Here is a 22,479-nt window from a genome sequence, read left to right as displayed (position 1 = left end):
CTCAGGCCCCTTCCTGCTGTGGGATGCCGGGTGGCTGCGGCGAGGTACGCGGCAGCTGATTGCTGGCCGGCTGGGGTGGCCAGAAGTCGCCGGAAACAGGCACGTCCGATGCCCCGTCGGGGGAAGCAAGCTCGGCGCGGATCTCTTCCGCGAGCCGGTACGTCATGTCCTGCCGCCAGGCCGGCAGCCCGTGGATGTCGTCGTGGTAGAGGTTTTCGGGAATGGCGTCACGCAGCGCTGCGGCCAGCTCAGCCGTGTCCGGCAGGTGCCGGAAGCGCAGCTGCACGGGCCGTTTGGTGGCGGCGGTGACGGTCAGGATGAGGGACGTGCCGCCGTCGAGCCTTCCGATCAGCAGTACTCCGGAGCGTCCCAGGTTGCTCAGGGACAGGCGGCGGAACGCCACCCGGGACGCAAGGGCCGACGCCGGGAGGTGGACACTGCGCAGCAGCTCGCCGGGTGCCAGGCAGTTGGTTCCGTCCCCGGTGACGAAGTCGGCCACGGGGACGGCGCGGGTAGTGCCGCCGGGCCCCAGGATGGTGGCCACGGCATCGAGCCCGGCGCAGAGGGATGTCATAGGCCCTGCTGGAAGTGCCGTGCAGACGTTCCCGCCCACCGTGGACAAGTTCCAGACCTTGAACGAGGCCACGAAGGAGTCGCAACAGGGCCGGAAGAGATCCAGCGCGGGCCAGCCCCGGCGGGCCAAGTCCGGCGCATCCGGGAGGGCGTAAAGTTCCGCGACCGTGCACGTCGCGGCCAGCTCGATGCCGTCGTCGGTGAGGGTCACGGGTGTCCAGCCGGCCGAACCCAGGTCCAGGAGTCGCTTGAGCGGTTCGGGTCCGAAGGCGTAGCTGCCGTAGGAAAACAGGACGGTGCCGCCGGCCAGCCAGGCATCGCCGTCGCGCCAGTCGGCGGGGTCGGTAGTGCGGACCACCGCCTCGATGGTGTTCATGTCCATGCGATCTCCTGCTGGCTGATGGTGGTGGGCGCCGGGCGCCCGGCGGCCCGGGCGGCGGGCTGGTGGATGGGTCCGGAGGTCTCCCGCAGCGGCGTGCACGAGGACTTCCTGTTGCGGGATGCGATGAGCTCCGCGGTGACGGACACGGCAACCTCGGCCGGGGTCACGGCACCGAGGTCCAGCCCGATCGGCGAGTGCAACTGCGCGATCCGTTCCGGCCGCACGCCCGCGTCCAAGAGGTCATCGACGCGCTGGAGGTGGCTGCGGCGCGACCCCATGGCACCGACATAGGCAAGGTCCAGGGCCAGCGCCGCTTCCAGCAGCGGGATGTCGAACTTGGGATCGTGGGTGAGCACGCAGGCCACTGTGCGCTGGTCCAGCCGGCCTGCTGCGGCTTCTGCTGCGAGATACCGGTGCGGCCAGTCAGCGACCACCTCGTCGGCGCAGGCAAACCGTGCCTGCGCAGCGAAGGCGGGACGGGCGTCTATTAGGGTGACCCGGTAACCGAGGAGTTTGGCTGCCGGCACCAGGGCCGCACCAAAGTCATTGGCGCCGAACACCAGCATCCGGGGCGGGGCGATCCTGCTCTCGACCAGGAGTGTGACGGGTTCGCTGCCACAGATGCCCGGCGCGGCCAGATGCAGCACCCCAGTGGATCCGCTCCACAGGAATGACTCAAGCTGCCCAACGCGGGTCCGGTCCAGGCCAGGTTCCCCGTCCAGGCCCAGGAGCGCTGTGACTTCCGGAGACCCGGCCACGCTGAACGTGGCCGGGTCCGGAATGACCACGGCGCCGCTGCCGCCGGCATCCAGCCGGCGGACCAATGCCACAGGCTCCCCCGGCGGGAGGGAGGCGAGCTGCCCGAGGGTTTCCCGCAACTTGTTGCCAGACCCCGCGTCAGACCCAGTGCCAGGCCCTGAGTCGGCGGCCTCGATGTGGATCGTCAGCTCGCCGCCGCAGGTGAGCCCTGCCGCGAAAGCATCGGCGGCACTGTAGCCGAACGTCCCCTGGCGCGTGCCGCCGTCGTGCATTGCCTCCAGGGCGAGCGCCACCACGGCGCCTTCCACACAGCCGCCGGACAGGCTGCCCAGGACGGCCCCGGATTCGGCGATCAGCATGGACGTTCCCACCGGGCGCGGCACCGAGCCGGTGGCCGCCACAACGGTGGCCACAGCGTACCGTTCGCCGGCCAGGGCGGGCGGCCAGGAACTGAGTGAAGGGATCAGGTCCAGCATGGCGGCACTCCTTCTTCCGGCGTGGCGGTGGTTTCCATATTGTCGTTCCTATCGGGAGCCGGACAAAGCACCGGTCCGGCGGTTGTGCGTTGAATGTGCTGGGCGGAGGGCGGTCAGGCGCCCAGCAGCAGGTTGATCGGGCCGCGGGCGAAGTACACCAGGAAGCCGGCGCTGACCACCCACATGAGCGGATGGATCTTCTTCGCTTTTCCGGAGGCCGCACCGATGATGGCCCAGGACACAAAGCCCACGCCGATGCCGTTGGCGATCGAGTAGCTCAGCGGCATGGTGACGATCGTGAGGAAGGCCGGCAGGGCCACGGAGAACTTGCTGAACTTGATCTCGCGGATCTGCGCCATCATCATCGCGCCCACCACCACCAGGGCTGCAGCCGCCACTTCGAGCGGGACCACGCTGGTCAGGGGGGTGAGGAACATGGAGCCCAGAAAAAGCACACCCGTGACCACCGATGCCAGGCCGGTGCGGGCGCCTTCGCCAATCCCGGCCGCGGAGTCGATGTACACCGTGTTGGAAGAACCCGAGGTGGCGCCGCCCGCCACAGCCCCGAAGCCTTCGACGATGAAGGCGGACTTGAGCCGCGGGAACGTGCCGTCCTTGTGGGCCACTCCGGCACTCTTCGCCAGGCCCGTCATGGTGCCCATCGCGTCGAAGAAGTTGGTGAAGACCAGGGTGAACACCAGCATGGTGGCTGCGAGCCCACCGATCCTGCCGAAGGCGCCGAACATATCGAACTGTCCCACCAGGCCCAGGTCCGGGGCGGAGACGAGCTGGCCGGAGAGGACCGGGGTGTTCAGGTGCCAGCCGCCGGGGTTCGTGGCGCTGGCCGGGCCGATCTTCATCACGGCCTCAACGACGGCCGCCAGCACGGTGGTGGCGACGATGCCGATCAGCAGGCCGCCCTGTACCTTGCGGGCCACGAGGATGCCCATGGCCAGCAGGCCCACCACAAAGACCAGCGTGGGGATGGAGGTGATGGAGCCGCCGTCGCCCAACTGCACGGGCGGCCCGCCCGCCGTGGCGCGGATGAAGCCGGAGTCCACAAAACCGATGAAGGCGATGAACAGGCCGATTCCCACCGTGATGGCGGCTTTGAGTTCCTTGGGGACGGCCCGGAAAATCGCTGTGCGGGCTCCGGTGATGCCGAACAGGACTATCAGGATGCCGTTGATCACCACGAGCCCCATGGCCTCGGCCCAGGTGACTTCCTGGATGACCGAGACGGCCAGGAACGAGTTGATGCCCAACCCGGCGGCCAGGCCGAACGGGAGGTTTGCGACGAGTCCGAAGAGGATGGTCATGACGCCGGCGGTGAGCCCGGTGACCGCACCCACCTGGGCCGCAGACAGCCAGCCGCCCGCCACGTCGGTGGGAGCGTTGTCCGCCGCGAACCCGCCCAAGATCAGCGGGTTGAGGATCACGATGTACGCCATGGTGAAGAAGGTGACCAGGCCGCCGCGGAATTCGCGGGCCAGCGTGGAGCCCCGCTCGGTGATCTGGAAGAAGCGGTCCAGGAATGAATCCGGCGCCGGAGGCTTGGGCCTGGGAGCGGGCTTCGGAGCCGAATGCTCCTCGTGGGAATGATCCAGGATGGTCATGTCTGCCACCGGGCCCTAGTAGTCGATCCTGGATTCGAGCGTGTTCCAGGTGTTGAACGGCTCCAGTGGCGTGGGTGCCTGCGGATCGTCCAACCCGAGCTTGCCCACGGGCATCAGGACATCCCTGTCCCGGTTCTCGAAGTATTCGTAGAAGACTGCGTCGTCGAAGCCGACGGAGGCGGCGTCGTGCCGGTCCGCGGCGAAGACGACCCGCTGGACGCGCGCCCACAGTGCGGAGGCCAGGCACATGGGGCATGGTTCGCAACTGGTGTAGAGGACGGCGCCGGTGAGGTCGAACGTGCCCAGTTCCTTGCAGGCGGTGCGGATCGCGGTGACCTCGGCGTGCGCGGTGGGATCGTTGTCGGCGGTGACGCGATTGACGCCGTCGAACGTCTGGCCATCAGCCGTGACGATCATGGCCCCGAACGGGCCCCCGCTGTTCAGGACGTTGGCTGTCGCCAACTGGATGGATCGGGCCAAATACTGTTCGGCCGTGACGGTGGTACTCATGATGCGACTTCCTTATTGCCGGGAAGCCTGTTGCCGCTTGCAGGACCAGTAGAACCAGGTGCGACGGTTACCAGGCTTCAGCATGTGCTGTGAAGGTTAAGTTGCGCCTGGTAGATAGCTTCCCGACAGTCCGGGTGCCCGCCTTTGGCAAGATCGAGGTTAGCACCGCTCTGTGGCCTGCGCCATAGTTTTCTGGAAATTTAATTTCGCAATGTGAAATCCTTGTTACGGGGCCGTCACCGCCCGGCAGTCACATTTAGCTGCGAGCCCGGTGCCATTGACGGGCCGCCTGCAGCGCCCCTACGCTGATCCCCAGCCGCAGCTGCCCTCCGCCGCGGCCACCTGGATCAGCAGACAGGGCTTCACTGAGCTGGCATCGCCATATTGACTCCCAGCCAAAGGAATCCAATGACCCTCGTCCCCCACAGTCCAGCCTCCCGCCTCTGGATCAAGAATCCGCAGGCCGCCTTCACCGCCAATGCGCTCGACGCCTCGGGCGGCCTGGTGGTCAGCGAAGGCATCATCGTGGAGGTTCTTGCTGCGGGCCAGCAGCCCTCGGCACCATGCCAAAACACCTTCGACGCCGGCAACCACGTCCTGCTGCCCGGCCTGATCAACACCCACCACCACTTCTACCAGACCCTCACCCGCGCTTGGGGCCCGGTTGCTAATGCGCCCCTCTTCCCCTGGCTGCAGAACCTCTATCCGGTTTGGGCCCGGCTCACTCCCAAGGACCTGGAACTGGCCACCACCGTGGCACTTGCCGAACTCCTGCTCTCCGGCTGCACCACCGCAGCCGACCACCACTACCTCTTCCCGGACGGATTGGAACACGCCATCGATATTGAAGTGGACGTGGTGCGCGGGCTGGGCATGCGGGCCACTTTGACCCGGGGTTCCATGACGCTGGGAACGGACGACGGCGGCCTGCCGCCCCAGTCCACGGTGCAGGCTCCGGAGGTGGTGCTGGAGGACAGCGAACGGCTGATCGGCCAGTACCACGAGCGCGGCGCCGATGCCGTCATCCAGATTGCGCTGGCCCCGTGCTCTCCCTTCTCCGTGACCAAGGAAATCATGGCCGAAAGCGCCCTGCTGGCGGAGCGGCTGGACGTCCGGCTGCACACCCACCTCGCCGAAACCCTGGACGAGGAGGAATTCTGCAAGGAGATGTTCGGCCTGCGCACCGTCGACTACCTGGACAGCGTGGGCTGGTTGACCGACCGCACCTGGCTGGGCCACGGCATCCACTTCAGCGATGCCGAGATCGCCAGGCTGGGAGCCGCGGGCACCGCCGTCGCGCATTGCCCTACCTCAAACATGCGGCTGGCATCCGGCACCGCGCGGGTCCTGGAACTGGAGGATGCGGGAGTCCCCGTGGGGCTGGGAGTGGACGGGTCGGCGTCGAACGATGCCTCCAATATGATCCTCGAAGCCCGGCAGGCGCTGTACCTGCAGCGGCTCCGCTACGGGGCAGACGTCCCCGTGGAGCGCGCGCTTGCGTGGGCAACGCGCGGCTCCGCGGCCGTCCTGGGCCGGGACGGACTGGGGCAGCTGGCACCCGGGATGCAGGCAGACCTGGCCCTGTTCCGGCTGGACGATCTTCGCTTCTCGGGCAGCCACGATCCCATCGCCGCACTTCTGCTGTGCGCGGCGGACCGGGCAGACCGGGTGATGGTGGGTGGCCAATGGCGCGTGGTGGACGGGCAGATTCCGGGACTGGACATCGCAGGGCTCATCGCGGAGCACTCCGCCGCAGCCCGGAGGCTGGTAAACGGCTAGGCCCTGGGCACTTCGGTACCTGCCCGCTCTGGCTGCGACATCCGATCGTTGCTAGCGTGGCGGCATGAGCCCGTCGAAGACTCCGGCCGAAATCCTTGACATTGATGGTGCCGAGGTCCGGATCTCGAGTCCGGACAAGGTAGTGTTCCCCGAGCCCGGGCTGACGAAGCTCGACCTCGTGCGCTACTACCTCGCCGTTGCCGACGGCGCTCTGCGCGGTGCCGGCGGCAGGCCCATGGTGCTCAAGCGCTTTCCGAAGGGCATCGACGCCGAGGCGTTCTTCCAGAAACGCGTGCCTGAGAACCATCCCGACTTCATCGACACAGCCACCCTGCAGTACGCGTCCGGTACCTCGGCTGAAGAAGCCGTCATCCGGAATGCTGCGGGGCTGGCGTGGGTAGTGAATCTTGGCTGCCTGGACCTCAACCCGCACCCCGTGCGCGCCGAGGACCTTGAGCATCCCGACGAGCTCCGCGTGGACCTGGATCCAATGCCCGGCGTCGACTGGTCCCAGATCGTCGACGTTGCGTATGTGGCGCGGGAGGTGCTCGTCGATATGGGACTGGCTGGGTGGCCCAAGACGAGCGGGTCCCGAGGGCTGCACATCCTGGTACGCATCGCACCCAAGTGGTCCTACCGCGACGTGCGGCTCGCAGCCGAGACCCTCGCCCGGGAGGTGGAGAACCGCGCGCCGGGCCTGGCCACCGCGCGGTGGTGGAAGGAGGAGCGCGGCGAGAGCGTCTTCGTGGACTTCAACCAGAATGCCAAGGACCGCACCGTGGCATCGGCATACTCAATCCGGCCGCTGCCCGACGCCAGGGTCTCCACGCCGCTCACCTGGGACGAGGTCCGCTCCGCCCGGCCGGAACAGTTCACGGTACTGACCGTGCCCGAACGCTTCGCAGAAAAGGGCGATCCACATGAAGGCATCGACGACGCGGTCGGCTCACTCGAGAGCCTCCTCGCGCTGGCGAAGGAGCTCGGGCCCGCCGAGAAGCCACCGCGCGGCGGCGACGGCTCGGGCCGCCGGCAGTCGGTGATGCCGCTCATCGAGGTGGCCCGCACCAAGACCAAACCCGGGGCGCTCGCGGCGCTGGATGAGTGGAAGAGCCGGCATACCGACGTCGTACCCGAACTTCATCCCGCCGACGTGCTCGTTGACGGCATGCGCGGATCAAGTTCGCTCTGGTACCGGGTGCGGGTGAACCTGCAGCACGTGCCCGAAGCCAAGCGTCCGCCGCAGGAGGAACTCATCGCTGACTACGACCCCTGGGCCGGCAAGGAATGGCCCGGGCGGCCTGCTTCCTGACACCGGCGACGCACACTCGGCCTGGCGACACACCAAATACTTGAGGACACGGAAATGGCCTGGCGACACCCGAATTCGGGTGTCGCCAGGCCATTTCCGTGTCCTCAGTGAACATTCGAGTCGTCAGCGGCGTTGGGAACGCGCGCCGAAGCCCGGAAGGGCGTGGACCCAGCGTGAGAACCGGCCCTGAACATGCTCACGGTCTGCCGGCAGATAGAAGTCCGGATCCGTTCCGCCTCCGAGGGGGAGGTAGAACTCCTGAACTGAGGGTGCCGCCGTGTGTGCCGGTGCAACCGGCGTGTCCTGCTGGTACATCTGATCCTCCTCCGAGGGGTTGGCGGGTTTGCATAACTTCCGCAAAGTGGAAAGTAACTTCTGCTATGTGAAATAGCTTAGGCTCCAGGCGCAGGGTTCGTCAACGGCCTCGCAGGCCGTCAGTCACAAACTGATTTTTCAGATTGTGATGTACACCACCGCACTGCTGGGCTATTCTGGAAACCAACTCGTGGCGCAAGTCACGTAACCTGGGAGCAGCAGGCAGGGTCGTAATGAGCTGGCATCAATTGATGTCGGCTCATTTTTTGTTGGGCCGACGGTACTAGAAACGCGTGGGAAACGCGCGCTTAATTTCTATGTGGAACTTTGTCCCACATACCTGAAGTTGGGAATCAGACCATGAGCAGCAACATCATCCTCGGCCACAACCAGTACGGAAAGGCCGAAGTCCGGGTCGTCAAGATCACCCGCGACACCGACCGCCACGAGATCGAAGACCTGAACGTCACCTCGCAGTTGCGCGGCGACTTCGAGGCCGCCCACCGGGAAGGCGACAACGCCCACGTGGTGGCAACCGACACCCAGAAGAACACGATTTACGCCTTTGCCCGTCAAGGCGTTGGCTCCCCCGAAGCCTTCCTCCTGCGCCTCGGAGAGCACTTCACCTCCAGCTTCGACTGGGTCACCGGCGGCCGCTGGGAAGCCGAGTCCTACAGCTGGGACCGGATTCAGGCCCACGGCAGCGAACACGACCATTCCTTCGTGCGCAACGGCCAGGAAGTCCGCACCGCCGTCCTGGTCCGCGACGGCGCCGCAACCCACCTGATCTCAGGGCTCAAGGACCTTACCGTCCTGAAGTCCACGCAGTCCGGCTTCGTGGGCTACCCCAAGGACAAATACACCACGCTCCCTGAAACCACGGACCGCATCCTGGCCACCGACGTTTCCGCCCGCTGGCGCTTCAAGACCGGAACTGACTTCAGCGCCCTGGACTTCAACAAGAGCTACGAGGACGTCAAGGGCCTCCTGCTCGAAGGCTTCACGGAGAAGTATTCCCACGCCCTGCAGCAGACCCTGTTCGATATGGGCACCAAGGTCCTTCAAGCCCACAGCGAGATCGATGAGATCAAGTTCTCCATGCCCAACAAGCATCACTTCCTGGTGGACCTCTCGCCGTTCGGCCTCGACAACCCCAACGAGGTCTTCTTCGCCGCCGACCGCCCCTACGGCCTGATCGAGGCCACCGTCCAGCGCGACGACGCCACCCCGGCGGACATCGCCTGGTCCGGCATCGCCGGTTTCTGCTAGGCCCCGCGAACACCATCCACATCAGCCCCGCCCCCGGAGATTCTGTCCACTTAAAGCGCCTTCCGGACTCCCACCTTTATGGACAAGAACTCCAGGGCGGGGCACTCCTAAGCCCCACATTTATAGCCAGACCACGTTAGCCAGACAAAGACGTCTGCCATGAACCAGAAAGTCTGCCGTGAACTTCAAAAAACCAAGCCTGGCCGCCAAATCCGCCCGCAAGCCCTCTGACCGCCCCGAAGACCAGCGCCTCTCCATTGGCAGCAGCTTCGCCTACGGCTTCCAGCATGTCCTCACCATGTACGGCGGCATCATCGCCCCGCCATTGATCATTGGCGCCGCGGCCGGCATGTCCTCCCAGGACATCGGCCTGCTCATTGCCGCGTGCCTCTTCGTGGGCGGCCTCGCCACCGTCCTGCAGACCGTCGGCATCCCGTTCTTCGGCTCAAAGCTGCCGCTCGTCCAGGGCGTCTCATTTGCCGGTGTCTCCACCATGGTGGCGATCGTCCACGGCGGCGGGGGCATCCAGTCAGTCTTCGGCTCGGTGATCGTGGCCTCGCTGATCGGCCTGGCCATCACCCCGTTGTTCTCCAAGATTATTCGGTTCTTCCCACCAGTGGTCACCGGAACAGTCATCACCACCATCGGCCTGACGCTGATGCCGGTCGCCGCCAACTGGGCGATGGGCGGCAACAGCAAGGCACCGAACTACGGCAGCATGGCGAACATCGGCCTCGCCGCCGCCACCATGGCCATTGTGCTGCTGCTCAGCAAGGTGGGCAGCGCCACCATCTCGCGGCTCTCCATCCTGCTGGCCATGATCATCGGAACGGTCATCGCGTTTGTTACCGGCATGGCAGATTTCTCCAAGGTGGGACAGGGCGAGATCGTCGCGTTTCCCACACCGTTCGCCTTCGGCCCGCCGACGTTCCATATCGCGGCCATCATCTCCATGCTCATCGTCATCCTGGTGACGCTGACCGAGACTTCGGCTGACATCATCGCCGTCGGCGAGATCGTGGGCACCAAGGTTGATTCCCGGCGCATCGGCGACGGCCTGCGGGCCGATATGCTCTCCAGCGCCATCTCGCCGCTCTTTGGCTCGTTCACGCAGAGCGCCTTTGCCCAGAACGTTGGCCTGGTAGCCATCACCGGCATCAAGAGCCGCTTCGTGGTCACCGCCGGCGGCATCATCCTGGTGATTCTCGGCCTGCTGCCCGTACTGGGCCGGGTGGTCGCAGCGGTGCCCACACCCGTCCTGGGCGGGGCCGGCGTCGTACTCTTCGGAACAGTGGCCGCGAGCGGCATCCGCACCCTGTCCAAAGTGGAGTACCGGAACAACATGAACCTGATCATCGTGGCGGCGTCCATCGGCTTCGGCATGATTCCCATCGCCGCACCGGCCTTCTACGACCAGTTCCCGTCCTGGTTCGGCACGATCTTCCACTCCGGCATCAGCTCCGCCGCCGTGATGGCCATTCTGCTGAACCTGCTCTTCAACCACCTCAAGGCCGGCAACTCGGAAAACCAGTCGGTCTTTGTCGCGGGCACGGGACGCGTGGTCCGCGAGGAGGATCTCAAGTGCTTGGCCGACGGCGACCGTTACGAAGGCGGCAAGCTGATCGACTGCGACGGCAAGGAAGTCCCGGTGGAATCGTCGTCAAAGTCTGACCACTAGCTGGCAGGAGAAACCCCCGGCACCTCAGGTGCCGGGGGTTTCAACGGGGTGGGCGCCCTCAGACGGCCAGCGGTACAGGATGAATTTCATCCGCAGGATGGCCGGAGCGTTCGTGGATAATCCTGACCGCATCCGCTGAAGGGGCTTCGGACAGGCAATAGACCAGGCCCGATTCCGGATCCGCCCACGCCTGCTTGAAGTCAACATGCTCGTCGTCCTGGATTGCCAGGTCCGCGTTATGGGCTTCCCGCAGTTGCTCCGCAGTGATTCCCACCATGTTGTGATGAACGTCCATAAATTGCGCCATGATAGCCTCCGCCGGGTCCAAATCCTATGGGATGGGGCTGATGCTACGCCCACCCCTGAACCCGGTCAACGGCTCCGGAAATACCCTTCCTCCGAGGCCTCACCTGTACGTTGACGCGCCCGTAGGGGGTGGGGTCAGTTGCGGTTGAACTCGTCCGAAATTGCCTGGGCCGCCTCGCGCAGCATGGGCACCGCCCGCTCGCCGAAGGACGCGTCCACGCGGGATACCGGCCCGGACACGGAGATGGCTGTGGGGGTGGGAGCATTAGGCACGGCCATGGCAAAGCAGCGCACGCCAAGCTCCTGCTCTTCCTCATCGATGGAGTAGCCGCGTTCCCGGATTTTGCCCAGGTCCGCCAGCAGGGACTCGATGTCGCCGATGCTCTTCGAGGTGGGAGTGGGCATCCCCGTGCGGGCCACTATGCCGCGGACAACGTCGTCGTCGAGCTGGGCCAGGATCGCCTTGCCCACGCCGGTGTCATGCGTGTGGGCCCGGCGACCCACCTCGGTGAACATGCGCATGGAATGCAGGGACGGCACCTGGGCGACGTAAATGACCATGTCCGAATCGAGGACAGCCATGTTGGAGGTCTCCCCCAGCCGGTCCACCAGGGTCTTCAGCTGCGGCCGGGCCACGGCGCCCAACTGCTTATTGGCGCCTTCGCCAAGCCGGATGAGCCGTGGGCCCAGGGCATACCGGCGGTTAGGCAGCTGGCGGATATACCCCAGCGTGACCAGGGTGCGCAGCAGCCTGTGAATCGTGGGAAGCGGCAAATCAGTGGAGGACGAGAGTTCGCTGAGCGTCACTTCTCCGCCGGCATCCGTGATCAGTTCCAAGAGTTCGAAGACGCGCTCTACGGACTGCACGCCTCCAGAGGCTTTTTCAGCCATGTACCAGTCTCCTGAGGACTCGATTTCCGACAACTCTTATCCGCATCGTGAAAAGAATTGCCCTAGATGTCCCAAGATACATCACGGCTGGACCCGAGTCGACGAACCTCATAGGCTTGTAATTCCACAAAGTAGATAATAATATCCATAATACGAAATCTTTAGATCAGCACCGAGCCCGGCGACGGGCCTACCAGGAGGACATTCAATGGCGAACCCGAGCCCCGGAAATTCGATCACCCTGCGCGTGGAAGCACCGTCCAGCTTCTCCGCGACCAGCGAACTGGCCGCAGCCGTCGGAGCGGCCGGCGCAGCCATCACCGCCTTGGACGTCACCGAGTCCCACCACGAGACGCTCGTTGTTGACGTCACCTGCAACACCACCGACGATGAACACGCCAACCGCGTCAAGGACGCACTGAACGCCCTCGACGGCGTCACGGTCCAGCACGTCTCTGACCGAACCTTCCTGATGCACCTGGGCGGCAAGCTCGAGGTTGTCCCCAAGGTAGCCCTGCGCAACCGTGACGACCTCTCCCGCGCCTACACTCCCGGCGTCGCCCGCGTCTGCCTGGCCATCGCCGAGGACCCGGCCGCAGCCCGCAACCTCACCGTCAAGCGGAACACGATCGCCGTCCTCACCGACGGCTCCGCGGTCCTCGGCCTGGGCAACATCGGCCCCGCCGCCGCCCTCCCGGTCATGGAGGGCAAGGCCGCCCTGTTCAAGCAGTTCGCCAACGTGGACGCCTGGCCGGTGTGCCTGGACACCCAGGACACCGAGGAAATCATCATGATTGCCAAGGCCATGGCCCCCGTCTACGGCGGCATCAACCTGGAGGACATTGCGGCTCCGCGCTGCTTCGAGATCGAGAACCGCCTCCGCGAGGAACTGGACATTCCGGTCTTCCACGACGACCAGCACGGAACGGCCATCGTCACGCTGGCCGCCCTGGTCAACGCCCTGCGCGTAGTGGGCAAGAAGCTTGCAGAAGTGAAGATTGTGGTCTCGGGCGTCGGTGCCGCCGGCTCGGCGATCATCCAGCTGCTGAAGGCACAGGGCGCCAGGCACATCATCGCCGCAGGCCGCTCCGGCGCCATCCACTCGGGCGAAAGGTACGACGACGAACACCGCGCCTGGATCGCCGCGAACACCAACGAGGATGGCTTCTCTGGCACCCTGCACGAGGCCCTGGCGGGAGCGGACGTGTTCATCGGCGTCAGCGCCCCGCACGTCATCGGCGAGGAGCAGGTTGCGTCCATGGCCGATAAGGCGATCGTTTTCGCCATGGCCAATCCGACGCCGGAAATCGATCCGGCCATCGCGTCCAAGTACGCCGCCGTGGTGGCCACCGGCCGCAGCGACTTCCCCAACCAGATCAACAATGTCCTGGCGTTCCCCGGGTTCTTCCGCGGACTCCTGGACGCCGGAGCGTCGGACATCACCCCGGAAATGCTGGTGGCCGCCGCAGAGGCTATCGCCAACCGGGTGGCTGATGATGAACTGAATGCCAGTTACATTATCCCCAGCGTCTTCGATCCCCATGTCGCCGCAGACGTCGCTAGTGCAGTATCACAAGCAGCGCACGCCGCGGCGGCAACCGCAGCAGCCAGTACAGCTCCGGATGCGGCAAAGGTTTCAGCTGAAACCCAAGCCGCCTTCGCCAACGCCTGATTCGCAGCCAACGAAAGGACCAGAAATGGCCATCACAGTCACAGACCCCCGGCCGATCGAACGCGCGGAGGAGATCCTCACCCCCAAGGCCCTGGCGTTCATCGAAGAGCTGCACAAGCGCTTCGCCGGAACCCGCAACGAGCTGCTTGCCGCCCGGGGCGCCAAGCGCCAGCGGGTCGCAGAGACAGGCAAGCTGGACTTCCTGCCGGAAACCCAGGACGTGCGCGACGGCGACTGGAAGGTTGCGGAGGCTCCGGCAGCACTGCAGGACCGCCGGGTTGAAATGACCGGACCGGCCTCGCCGGCCAAAATGGCCATCAACGCCCTGAATTCCGGCGCCAAGGTGTGGCTGGCGGACCTCGAGGATGCCAGCACGCCCACCTGGGGCAACGTGATCGACTCCATCCTGAACCTCCGCGATGCCGCCCAGGGAACCCTGAGCTACACCTCGGCCGAAGGCAAGGAATACACGCTCCGCACCGACGCGCCCCTGGCCGTTGTAGTGGCCCGTCCGCGCGGCTGGCACATGCCCGAAAAGCACCTGCTGATCGACGGCGAACCTGCCGTTGGTGCGCTCGTGGACTTCGGCCTGCACTTCTTCCACGTGGCCAAGCAGCTGGTCCTCAACGGCCACGGCCCGTACTACTACCTGCCCAAGATGGAAAGCCACCTTGAGGCCCGGCTCTGGAACGAGGTCTTTGTCTTCGCCCAGGACTTCCTTGGCCTCGGCCAGGGAACCATTCGCGCCACCGTGCTGATCGAGACCATCCCGGCTGCCTTCGAGATGGATGAGATCCTCTACGAACTGCGCGATCACGCCTCGGGCCTGAACGCCGGCCGATGGGACTACCTGTTCAGCATCATCAAGTACTTCCGCGACGCCGGCGAGGAATTTGTGCTTCCGGACCGCGCCTCGGTGGTCATGACGGCTCCGTTTATGCGCGCCTACACCGAGCTGCTGGTCAAGACCTGCCACAAGCGGGGCGCCTTCGCGATGGGCGGGATGGCCGCCGTCATCCCCAACCGCCGGCACCCCGAGGTCACCGAGGCAGCCTTCGCCAAGGTCCGGGCTGACAAGACCCGTGAGGCCAACGACGGTTTCGACGGTTCGTGGGTGGCCCACCCGGACCTGGTCCCCACCTGCCGCGAGGTGTTCGACGCCGTGCTCGGCGATAAGCCCAACCAGCTGGACAAGCAGCGCCCCGAAGTCTCAGTTACTGCAGACCAGCTGCTGGACATTGCCTCTGCTGACGGCCAGGTCACCGAGGCCGGGCTGCGCCTGAACCTGTATGTCGCCGTCGCCTACACCGCTGTATGGCTGTCCGGCAACGGCGCGGTGGCCATCCACAACCTCATGGAGGACGCCGCCACAGCTGAGATCTCCCGCTCGCAGGTGTGGCAGCAGATCCGCAACAAGTCCGTCCTGGCCGACACCGGAAACACTGTCACCCGGGAGCTGGTGGAGCGGATCCTGGGCGAGGAAACCGAACGGCTCCGCACCGAGTTCGGCGACGAAGCCTTCCGCCTCTACTACAAGCCGGCCAGCAACCTGATCGCGGACATCTGCCTCTCCGAGGACTACACGGACTTCCTCACCACCCCGGCCTACGAACTGGTGGGCTGAGGCATGGCGGTTTCCCCCACGCCGTCGCTCTCCGCGGCGGACACCGCCCACATCGACACCCAGCTGGCCGCCACCGACCGGCTGCTGGACCGCAACTACCCGGGCGACGACGGCTCTCGCCAGCCCGTGCACACGGTCTACGTCCCTGCTGACCGGTTCACGCCGTCGTTCGCCGCTGACTGGGGCTCCCAGGCCCTGGCGACGACGGCAGCCCACGGCGGGCTGGAACGTCTTGGCCGGCTGCTGGGCCAGGAGGCCGACCTCGCCGGGGCAGTCGCGTCCCGGGTCCAGGCGAAACTGGACAGCGAACCGATCGAGGACCTCCGCCTCGACTTCGAGGACGGCTTCGGGGACAGGGGCGACGACGCCGAGGACGCCGCCGCTGTTGCTGCGGCCGCCGCCGTGGCCACCGCCGTCGCGGCTGGGTCTGCGCCCCCGTTCATCGGGATACGGTTCAAATGCTTCGAGGCTCCCACCCGGGCCCGCGGCCTGCGCACCCTCGACCTGTTCATGTCCGGGCTGGCGGCGGCAGGCGAACTGCCCGCAGGACTCATCCTGACACTGCCCAAGGTCACCACCGTTGCGCAGGTGCAGGCCATGGATTACGCCGTCTCGCGGCTGGAGGAAGTCCATGGGTTGCCGGCCGGCCGGCTGCGGTTCGAGGTCCAGGTTGAAACCCCGCAGCTGATCCTCGGCCCTGAGGGAACCTCCCCTGTGGCGCAGCTGCCGCACGCGGTCCCTGGCCGGATCAGCGGCCTGCACTACGGCACGTACGACTACTCTGCATCGCTGCAGATTTCGGCCGAGTACCAGTCCATGGAGCACCCCGTGGCGGACTTCGCCAAGGAAGTCATGCAGCTGGCCGTGGCCGGGACGGGCATACGCCTCTCCGACGGTTCCACCAATATCATCCCGGTGGGCGACAACGTCCTGCACGCCTGGCAGCTGCACGGCCGGCTGGTCCGGCGGTCGCTGGAACGCGGGTACTACCAGGGCTGGGACCTGCACCCGGCGCAGTTGCCCAGCCGCTTTGCCGCTACCTATGCGTTCTACCGGCAGGGCCTCCCTGCCGCCGCCGCGCGCCTGCGCAACTACGTCGAACGCACGGAAGGCGGGGTCATGGATGAACCCGCCACCGCCCGTGCGCTGGCCGCATTCGTCCTGCGCGGCGTGCAGTGCGGCGCCGTTGGTAGCGATGAAGTCCAGGCGCTGGCCGGCGTCGGACTTTCCCAGCTGACGGCACTGGCGCACCCGCGGCTGGCACAACCAACTTCCCACTGATTAGGAGCATTCACATGGGCAAGTACTACTACCCACAGGGCGGCCTGCCGCCGCAGACCCACCTCACCACGGAACGGGCCATCGTCACGGAGGCTTACACGGTCATTCCCAAGGGCGTCATGACCGACATCGTCACCTCCAACCTGCCGGGGTTCTCCAAAACGCGGTCCTGGATCATCGCCCGTCCCATCTCAGGCTTCGCTACCACGTTCTCGCAGCTGATCGTGGAGATCGGCCCGGGCGGCGGTGCCCCTAAAGCCGAGTTCGAGGCCGGCGTCGAAGGCGTCATCTTCGTCACCAAGGGCAAGGTCAACCTGACCCTGGACGGCGAGCTGCATCCGCTCGAAGAGGGCGGTTATGCGTACCTTGCGGCCGGTTCGGAGTGGGGCGTGGAGAATGTCTCGGACGACATCGTCTCCTTCCACTGGATCCGGAAGGCGTACGAGCGACTTGAGGGTTACGAAGCCAAGTCCTTCGTGACCAACGAGAAGAACGTGGAGCCAACTCCGATGCCTGACACGGACGGCGCCTGGAAGACCACCCGCTTCACGGACTCCAGCGACCTCGCCCACGACATGCAGGTCAACATCGTCACCTTCCAGCCCGGCGGTGTGATCCCGTTCCCGGAAACCCACGTCATGGAGCATGGCCTGTATGTCCTGGAGGGCAAGGCCATGTACCTGCTCAACAACGACTGGGTGGAGGTGGAGGCGGGCGACTTCATGTGGCTGCGCGCCTTCTGCCCGCAGGCCTGTTACGCGGGTGGTCCGGGCGAGTTCCGTTACTTGCTGTACAAGGACATGAACCGCCAGGTCCGCCTGACCTAGCCACCCTGTCCCAACTAGGTAGCAGTAGATGTCGTTTTGAGGGCTCAAAACAGCATCTGCTGCTACCTAGTTGGGTTAAAAGGGGGGACTCGTGGCATTGACTTCCACACCCGGCACGGCCAATATCTTTACTAGCCAGCCCCGGGGCGCTGCCCACACCGCCGAGGGAACCGGCCCTTGTGGCCTACCCCGCTGCTGGCGCTGCTCGTCCGGAAGAAGGTATTCCGTGGCGCGGGTCACTAAAGCTGGGCGATCGTACACCGCACCTAAATTGAAACCAGGCCGGCACAGCCCGCCTGCAGGTGAAGAGGTACCCACCATGAAGTGGAAGAAGACCACTCTTGCCGCCGCAACCTTCGTTGCGGTTGGCACCTTGGCAACAAGCAGCATCGCAACCGCCACTCCGGGATCAGGCTCGGCACCGTCCACGCCGCTTGTCATCGGCACGCTGGACGGACCGCAGAAGACCGAAGCGGACGGCATCGAATTCAAGACAAAGGGTGATGTCGCGGTCGTCGATTTCGAGCTGACGTACAACCCATTGGGCTATTCGGGATGGCATGCGCACCCCGGAATCGTGATTGCCACAGTCAAGTCAGGCCAAGTCCAGCGCCGGTTGGGTTGCGAACCCGCCCAGACCTTCAACGTTGGCGATACATTCACCGAGGTCGGACCCCACTTCGTGAGCAACCCCAGCGACACGACGCCGGCCGTGCTTTCGATCACCCAGATCGTTCCCGCCAGCGACGTGGGTGCCAGGAGGATAGACCTGCCGGATCCTGGCTGCTAGGCCTGCAACGCAGCGGAAGGCCGGTGCAGGCTTCAGGCGGCCTTGCCCCGCCTGCGGCCGGCGAGGAGCATTGAGGTACCGGCGTTGCGGTTCCGCGCCGCAGCGCCGGCCCGAAAGGTCTGCCCAGCATGAACGGAACCAGGCTCAATCGCACAGTAAGAAGAATCGCTGCTGCGATGACCGCAGCGATGATGGTCCTCGCCTTCGGCGCGTGCACAGGCGAACCCCCTCCTCCTGATCGCAGGGAAACACCGGGACGCTATGCAGCCTTGGAGGAGTTCAGCCGACGGATGATCGAGGACGGCGCCCCCGCCGTACTCATCGAAGCGAAGCACGGCGGCGAGACGTGGAACCACGCGGCCGGCGTCCGAAACCTGGAAACCCGCGAAGCCGCCACGGTCTCAGACGCGTACAGGGTGGGGAGCATCACCAAGTCCATGGTTGCCGTCTCGGTCATGAAGCTGGTGGAGGAAGGCAAAGTGGACCTGGACGAACAGGTCAGCACCTACCTCCCGGAGTTCGGAAGTGTCCTCCATCCGCCCGGCCCCGTGACGGTACGCCAACTCCTGATCCACGAATCCGGGATGCCCGAATTTTTCTTTCCGCTGCTGGCCTCAGGACCGCTGCAGGATCTCATGAACAGGCCACTCAGCCTGGAACAGCAATTGGCATTCGCTGCCACGGTTCCCTGGGAACGCAAGCTCGCACAGAGCTTCGAATACTCCAGTTCAAATTACGCAGCGCTCGGCCTGATGGTCCAGCGGCTCCGTGGCAAAAGCATCAGCTCGGTGTTGGATGAGGACATTGCCAGACCCTTGGGGCTTAAGTCGACAAGCCTCCCCCGGCCCGGAGACGAACCGGCCACCATGGTCCATGGCTACATCACTATCAACGGCGAGCGCCTGGACGTGACCCGGCCGGCCTGGCTATCAGAACTGGCCGCCGGCGGCGCAGTATCCACGGTGTCGGAGGTCAACGCCTTTTACGCGGCCCTGCTGCAGGGCAGGCTCGTGAGCAGCGAGAGCCGGACCGAGATGCTGCGGCAGGACAGCGATTTTTATGGCTTCGGCCTCTTCAAATGGAACGACACCTGCATCAACCGGCTGTACCACGGCCATACCGGCGACATCGACGGCTATGGAACAGTTTCCATGACGAGCGAAGACGGTTCCCGGCAGCTCACCATTGCCGTGGCCTACCCGCCGGAACCACCCACTGTGTCGGTCAATCCGCTGATTGAAGAGCTGCAGGCCCTGGCCGAACAGGTGCTGAACTCCCTCTGCTGAACCCGACCGGGTTTCTGGCAGCAGAAGGGCTTGCCTGCCGCTCCCAATGAGGGAAGCATTCAAAACATGCTGACGATCGGAACCACCGTTATTGGAGTGCAGGACGTTGCCCGTTCCACCGCTTTCTGGTGCGACGCGCTGGGGTACGTCCCCCGGGAGGACGGCGATGACACGTGGGTTGTACTGATACCGCACGGTGGTGGCGGCGGTGCGCGGATTGCCCTGATGCTCAGCGAAACCCCCGTGCAGGAACACCCCCGGATTCATCTGGATCTCTACGCGGACAACCAAACTGCCGAGGTTGCCCGCCTGCTGGACCTTGGCGCCTCACGTGCGGACTGGGACCTGTACCCCGAGGATCCTGACTTCGTTGTGCTGGAGGATCCGGACGGGAACCGGTTCTGCGTGGTGGATGTGGCCCGGTCCTGAGCCCTCCGGACCCGGAAGATCATCCCCCCGGGTTGAGGACCACTTTGATGCAGCCGTCTTCTTTCTTCTGGAACTTCTCATACAACGCCGGCGCGCCGTCCAGGCCCGAACGGTGGGTGACCAGATCCATCACACCCAGCGGATCGGCGTCGTCCTCCACCAAGGGAAGAAGGTCATCCGTCCAGCGTCGGACATTGCACTGGCCCATGCGCAGCTGGATCTGCTTGTCGAACATGCTCAGCAGGGGCATCGGGCTCGCCTGGCCGCCATAGACTCCGCTGAGCGAGACGGTACCACCGCGGCGGACAGCGTCCAGGGCCGTATGCAGGGCGGCAAGCCGGTCCACGCCCGCGGTTTCCATGGCCTTCTGCGCAAGCTTGTCCGGCAGGAGCCCCAAGGCCTGGTGGGCGAACCCGGCAACGGGTGAACCGTGCGCTTCCATGCCGACGGCGTCAACCACGGCGTCGGGGCCCCGCCCCTCCGTCATGTCCCGCAGCTCCTCGGCGAGGTCCTTGCCGTAGTCGAGGGTGTCCACGCCGTGCCGTGCTGCCATGGCGCGCCGCTCCGGAACCGGATCAACGCCAATGACGCGCAGGCCCTTGTGCACACCGATCCGGGCCGCGAACTGGCCGACCGGGCCCAAACCGAAGACGGCCAAAGTGCCGCCGGGGTGGACATCGGCATACTCCACCCCCTGCCAGGCTGTGGGAAGGATGTCGGAGAGGAAGAGGTAGCGTTCATCGGGCAGTTCCTGGCCCACTGTGACCGGTCCGTAGTCGGCATGCGGCACGCGAAGGTATTCGGCTTGGCCCCCTGGTACCGAGCCGTACAGTTCGGAGTAGCCGAACAGGGCGGCTCCTGAGCCCTTCTCCTTGACCTGCGTGGTCTCGCATTGGGACTGCAGGCCCCGGCGGCACATGTAGCAGTGGCCGCAGGAAATATTGAAGGGAATGACCACCCGGTCTCCCTTCCGGAGATGGGTGACGGCGCTTCCCACTTCCTCCACGACGCCCATGGGTTCGTGCCCGATCACGTCACCCTTGTGCATGTATGGCCCCAGGACTTCATATAGGTGCAGGTCCGACCCGCAGATCGCCGTGGAGGTAATTCTCACGATGGCGTCTGTTGGGTCCTGGATCACAGGGTCCGGCACTTCTTCCACGCTCACGGAGCGCTTGCCTTGCCACGTCAATGCCCTCATCTTCTGCCTTCCTCTGGGTGCCGGGTCTCCGGCCGATCATCCGACGCTAGCCCTTTTTGCAAAATAAAGTAAGCAGACTGACTAAATTTCCTTGTGGTGGGACGGCAAGCCTCCTAGCGTAAGAAGCACATGGATTTTTGCATCACACGAACGAGCGGGAAAGGACCGTCATGTCGCTGTACCAGCCGGAACCTGTTGAGATTTCCACCCGGATGCGTCCTGGAGAGTGGACCGAATCCAGCCTGGAGGAACTGGTCACCACGTACCGCGCAAAAATCCTGGCCATGGGCGCCAGCGTCGCCGAAGTGGTGACTGACGTGGACCGCAACGACGACGGCTCCGTTAAAGTTGTTGTGTCCTGGGCGAAGCCGGCGGTAGCCGACGACACCGCCGCCGAAGGAACGCCAACGGGCTAAAAGCATCGCCAAGCGGGCCACGAAACCGGGTCAACCCGCCGGCGTCAACCTACCGGCGTCAGCCCACCGGCGAGGACGCCGTCAGCAGGCTGCCGATGGCACTGTCCTGAAGGTTTTCCAGAAGGTCGCGCGGGCCGGCGTAGACCTGGACCGCACCGGCATCCCTGAGTTCCGCGGCACTTGTTCCGCCGCAGGTCACGGCAATGGCCGGGATGCCGAGGGCTGCTGCGGCCTGCATGTCCCACACCGCATCACCGACGTATACGGCGTCGGCTGGCCTGACCCCCAACGCCTCCAGCGCGGCGATCAGGATATCCGGCGCAGGCTTGCTTGCCTTGGCATCATTGGCACTGGTTGCCGCATGAATATGGGCGTCAGCTCCCAGGGCCCGCCGTGTCGCCAGGAGGTCCTGGGTTCGGGCGGACGACGCGAGGGCCACAGCCAAGCCTCCGGCGTGGCATTGCGCCAGGAGGTCCCTGGCTCCGTCAAAGGCGCGCAGGGCTGGCCAGTTGGATGCAAAGATCGCTGCATGGCTGGCGAGGATCTCGGCGTCGGAATCCTTATCCCGGCCTGAGGGCAGGAGGCTGTCCACCAAGCGGTCGCCACCCATGCCGACGCAATGGTGGATAGAGGCCATTGGCACGTCGTAGCCCTGCTGCCGGAATGCCTGCCACCAGGCCAGCGTATGGAAGTAGGAGGAGTCCACCAAGGTTCCGTCCACATCGAACAGGACGCCCCGGCGGCGCCCCCTTGAGGCCGCCGGGCCAAGGTGCTGGGAGTCCATCAGCCAGCGGCAGCCCGCGTAGCCCCCGAAACCCTCCTGGTCCGCGCGGAAGTTTCCTCCTTGGCGGAGTTCACCGGCCGAACGCGTTCACGGATCACCGTACCGGCACCGTCACGGCTGCGGTCCCGGATCAGCCCGGTCCCGGCAATCTCGCGCGCCATGGCAACACCGGCCACCGCGGCACGTTTTGTGGGAAACGTCACTGAAATAGCCATCAGGTCCCCCGCCCCGTCCAACATCCTGACTCTATAGCCACCGTCAGGTGCATCCACCAGTTCAAAATAACCGGCCATTCCAATCACCCCT

At 65.2% G+C, this 22,479-nt stretch carries 22 protein-coding genes; 12 read left to right on the top strand and 10 right to left on the bottom strand.

What is annotated here, in order from left to right:
* Position 1: 1 nt before the first annotated feature.
* The 4 genes from V9L18_RS19865 to V9L18_RS19850 form a co-directional block, all read right to left on the bottom strand.
* Positions 2–955 carry an FAD binding domain-containing protein gene (locus tag V9L18_RS19865; RefSeq protein WP_337348875.1) on the bottom strand — a complete coding sequence of 318 codons (954 nt, stop codon included), beginning with the start codon at positions 953–955 and terminating at the stop codon, positions 2–4.
* The gene (locus tag V9L18_RS19860; RefSeq protein WP_337348874.1) at positions 946–2,190 is read right to left on the bottom strand and encodes an XdhC family protein; all 1,245 of its coding nucleotides are present in this window, start codon (positions 2,188–2,190) and stop codon (positions 946–948) included. Before V9L18_RS19860 ends, V9L18_RS19865 begins: the two co-directional genes overlap by 10 nt.
* 113 nt (positions 2,191–2,303) lie before the next feature.
* Complete coding sequence (locus V9L18_RS19855) at positions 2,304–3,806, bottom strand: NCS2 family permease (protein WP_337348873.1); 1,503 nt, start codon at positions 3,804–3,806, stop codon at positions 2,304–2,306.
* A 15-nt stretch (positions 3,807–3,821) separates the two neighbouring features.
* On the bottom strand, positions 3,822–4,316 hold the full coding sequence (locus V9L18_RS19850) for a nucleoside deaminase (protein ID WP_337348872.1): 495 nt from the start codon (positions 4,314–4,316) through the stop codon (positions 3,822–3,824).
* A 408-nt stretch (positions 4,317–4,724) separates the two neighbouring features.
* Here V9L18_RS19850 and V9L18_RS19845 point away from each other — a divergent pair, with 408 nt between their 5' ends.
* On the top strand, positions 4,725–6,095 hold the full coding sequence (locus V9L18_RS19845) for an 8-oxoguanine deaminase (RefSeq protein ID WP_337348871.1): 1,371 nt from the start codon (positions 4,725–4,727) through the stop codon (positions 6,093–6,095).
* Between the two features lie 64 nt (positions 6,096–6,159).
* Positions 6,160–7,404 carry a non-homologous end-joining DNA ligase gene (ligD, locus tag V9L18_RS19840; protein ID WP_337348870.1) on the top strand — a complete coding sequence of 415 codons (1,245 nt, stop codon included), beginning with the start codon at positions 6,160–6,162 and terminating at the stop codon, positions 7,402–7,404.
* Positions 7,405–7,527: 123 nt separating this feature from the next.
* On the opposite strand, the gene V9L18_RS19835 is transcribed toward ligD, so the two are convergent.
* Positions 7,528–7,719: a hypothetical protein gene (locus V9L18_RS19835; protein ID WP_337348869.1), complete on the bottom strand. Its 192-nt coding sequence runs from the start codon at positions 7,717–7,719 to the stop codon at positions 7,528–7,530.
* 360 nt (positions 7,720–8,079) lie between these two features.
* Here V9L18_RS19835 and pucL point away from each other — a divergent pair, with 360 nt between their 5' ends.
* Both pucL and V9L18_RS19825 read left to right on the top strand, forming a co-directional pair.
* Positions 8,080–8,988 (top strand): factor-independent urate hydroxylase, encoded by a 909-nt coding sequence (pucL, locus tag V9L18_RS19830; protein WP_337348868.1) that lies wholly within the window; start codon positions 8,080–8,082, stop codon positions 8,986–8,988.
* 178 nt (positions 8,989–9,166) lie between these two features.
* A complete protein-coding gene (locus tag V9L18_RS19825) occupies positions 9,167–10,666 on the top strand; it encodes a nucleobase:cation symporter-2 family protein (protein ID WP_337348867.1) in 1,500 nt (499 codons plus the stop codon).
* Positions 10,667–10,724: 58 nt separating this feature from the next.
* Here the strand turns inward: V9L18_RS19825 and V9L18_RS19820 are convergent, their stop codons facing one another.
* Positions 10,725–10,961, bottom strand: coding sequence for an SCO4226 family nickel-binding protein (locus V9L18_RS19820; RefSeq protein ID WP_197497113.1), 237 nt, complete (start codon positions 10,959–10,961; stop codon positions 10,725–10,727).
* A 146-nt stretch (positions 10,962–11,107) separates the two neighbouring features.
* Positions 11,108–11,863 carry an IclR family transcriptional regulator gene (locus V9L18_RS19815; protein WP_337348866.1) on the bottom strand — a complete coding sequence of 252 codons (756 nt, stop codon included), beginning with the start codon at positions 11,861–11,863 and terminating at the stop codon, positions 11,108–11,110.
* A 208-nt stretch (positions 11,864–12,071) separates the two neighbouring features.
* Between V9L18_RS19815 and V9L18_RS19810 the strand changes: the two genes are divergently transcribed.
* The 7 genes from V9L18_RS19810 (at position 12,072) to V9L18_RS19780 (ending at position 19,772) form a co-directional block, all read left to right on the top strand.
* Entirely contained in the window at positions 12,072–13,535 is a 1,464-nt protein-coding gene (locus V9L18_RS19810; protein ID WP_337348865.1) for an NAD-dependent malic enzyme, read from the top strand.
* A gap of 25 nt (positions 13,536–13,560) precedes the next feature.
* Positions 13,561–15,159 (top strand): malate synthase A, encoded by a 1,599-nt coding sequence (gene aceB / locus V9L18_RS19805; RefSeq protein WP_337348864.1) that lies wholly within the window; start codon positions 13,561–13,563, stop codon positions 15,157–15,159.
* Positions 15,160–15,162: 3 nt separating this feature from the next.
* A complete protein-coding gene (locus tag V9L18_RS19800) occupies positions 15,163–16,440 on the top strand; it encodes a DUF6986 family protein (RefSeq protein ID WP_337348863.1) in 1,278 nt (425 codons plus the stop codon).
* A gap of 14 nt (positions 16,441–16,454) precedes the next feature.
* Entirely contained in the window at positions 16,455–17,267 is an 813-nt protein-coding gene (locus tag V9L18_RS19795; protein WP_337348862.1) for a bifunctional allantoicase/(S)-ureidoglycine aminohydrolase, read from the top strand.
* Between the two features lie 319 nt (positions 17,268–17,586).
* Positions 17,587–18,057: a hypothetical protein gene (locus tag V9L18_RS19790; RefSeq protein ID WP_337348861.1), complete on the top strand. Its 471-nt coding sequence runs from the start codon at positions 17,587–17,589 to the stop codon at positions 18,055–18,057.
* 176 nt (positions 18,058–18,233) lie between these two features.
* Positions 18,234–19,343, top strand: a complete 1,110-nt coding sequence (locus V9L18_RS19785; protein ID WP_337348860.1) for a serine hydrolase domain-containing protein — start codon at positions 18,234–18,236, stop codon at positions 19,341–19,343.
* A 66-nt stretch (positions 19,344–19,409) separates the two neighbouring features.
* Positions 19,410–19,772 carry a VOC family protein gene (locus V9L18_RS19780; protein WP_337348859.1) on the top strand — a complete coding sequence of 121 codons (363 nt, stop codon included), beginning with the start codon at positions 19,410–19,412 and terminating at the stop codon, positions 19,770–19,772.
* Positions 19,773–19,791: 19 nt separating this feature from the next.
* Here V9L18_RS19780 and V9L18_RS19775 read toward each other — a convergent pair whose 3' ends face one another.
* Positions 19,792–20,973 (bottom strand): zinc-dependent alcohol dehydrogenase, encoded by a 1,182-nt coding sequence (locus tag V9L18_RS19775; protein ID WP_337348858.1) that lies wholly within the window; start codon positions 20,971–20,973, stop codon positions 19,792–19,794.
* Positions 20,974–21,143: 170 nt separating this feature from the next.
* Between V9L18_RS19775 and V9L18_RS19770 the strand changes: the two genes are divergently transcribed.
* Positions 21,144–21,389: a hypothetical protein gene (locus V9L18_RS19770; RefSeq protein ID WP_337348857.1), complete on the top strand. Its 246-nt coding sequence runs from the start codon at positions 21,144–21,146 to the stop codon at positions 21,387–21,389.
* A gap of 58 nt (positions 21,390–21,447) precedes the next feature.
* On the opposite strand, the gene V9L18_RS19765 is transcribed toward V9L18_RS19770, so the two are convergent.
* Together V9L18_RS19765 and V9L18_RS19760 are read right to left on the bottom strand one after the other, a co-directional pair.
* On the bottom strand, positions 21,448–22,173 hold the full coding sequence (locus V9L18_RS19765) for an HAD family hydrolase (protein ID WP_337348856.1): 726 nt from the start codon (positions 22,171–22,173) through the stop codon (positions 21,448–21,450).
* Positions 22,173–22,466, bottom strand: coding sequence for a hypothetical protein (locus V9L18_RS19760; RefSeq protein WP_337348855.1), 294 nt, complete (start codon positions 22,464–22,466; stop codon positions 22,173–22,175). The genes V9L18_RS19765 and V9L18_RS19760 overlap by 1 nt, the downstream gene beginning before the upstream one ends.
* Between the last annotated feature and the right edge of the window lie 13 nt (positions 22,467–22,479).

It is taken from the genome of Pseudarthrobacter sp. CCNWLW217 (assembly GCF_037203985.1).
Classification (GTDB): Bacteria; Actinomycetota; Actinomycetes; order Actinomycetales; family Micrococcaceae; genus Arthrobacter.
This window is presented reverse-complemented; position numbering and strand designations above follow the sequence as displayed.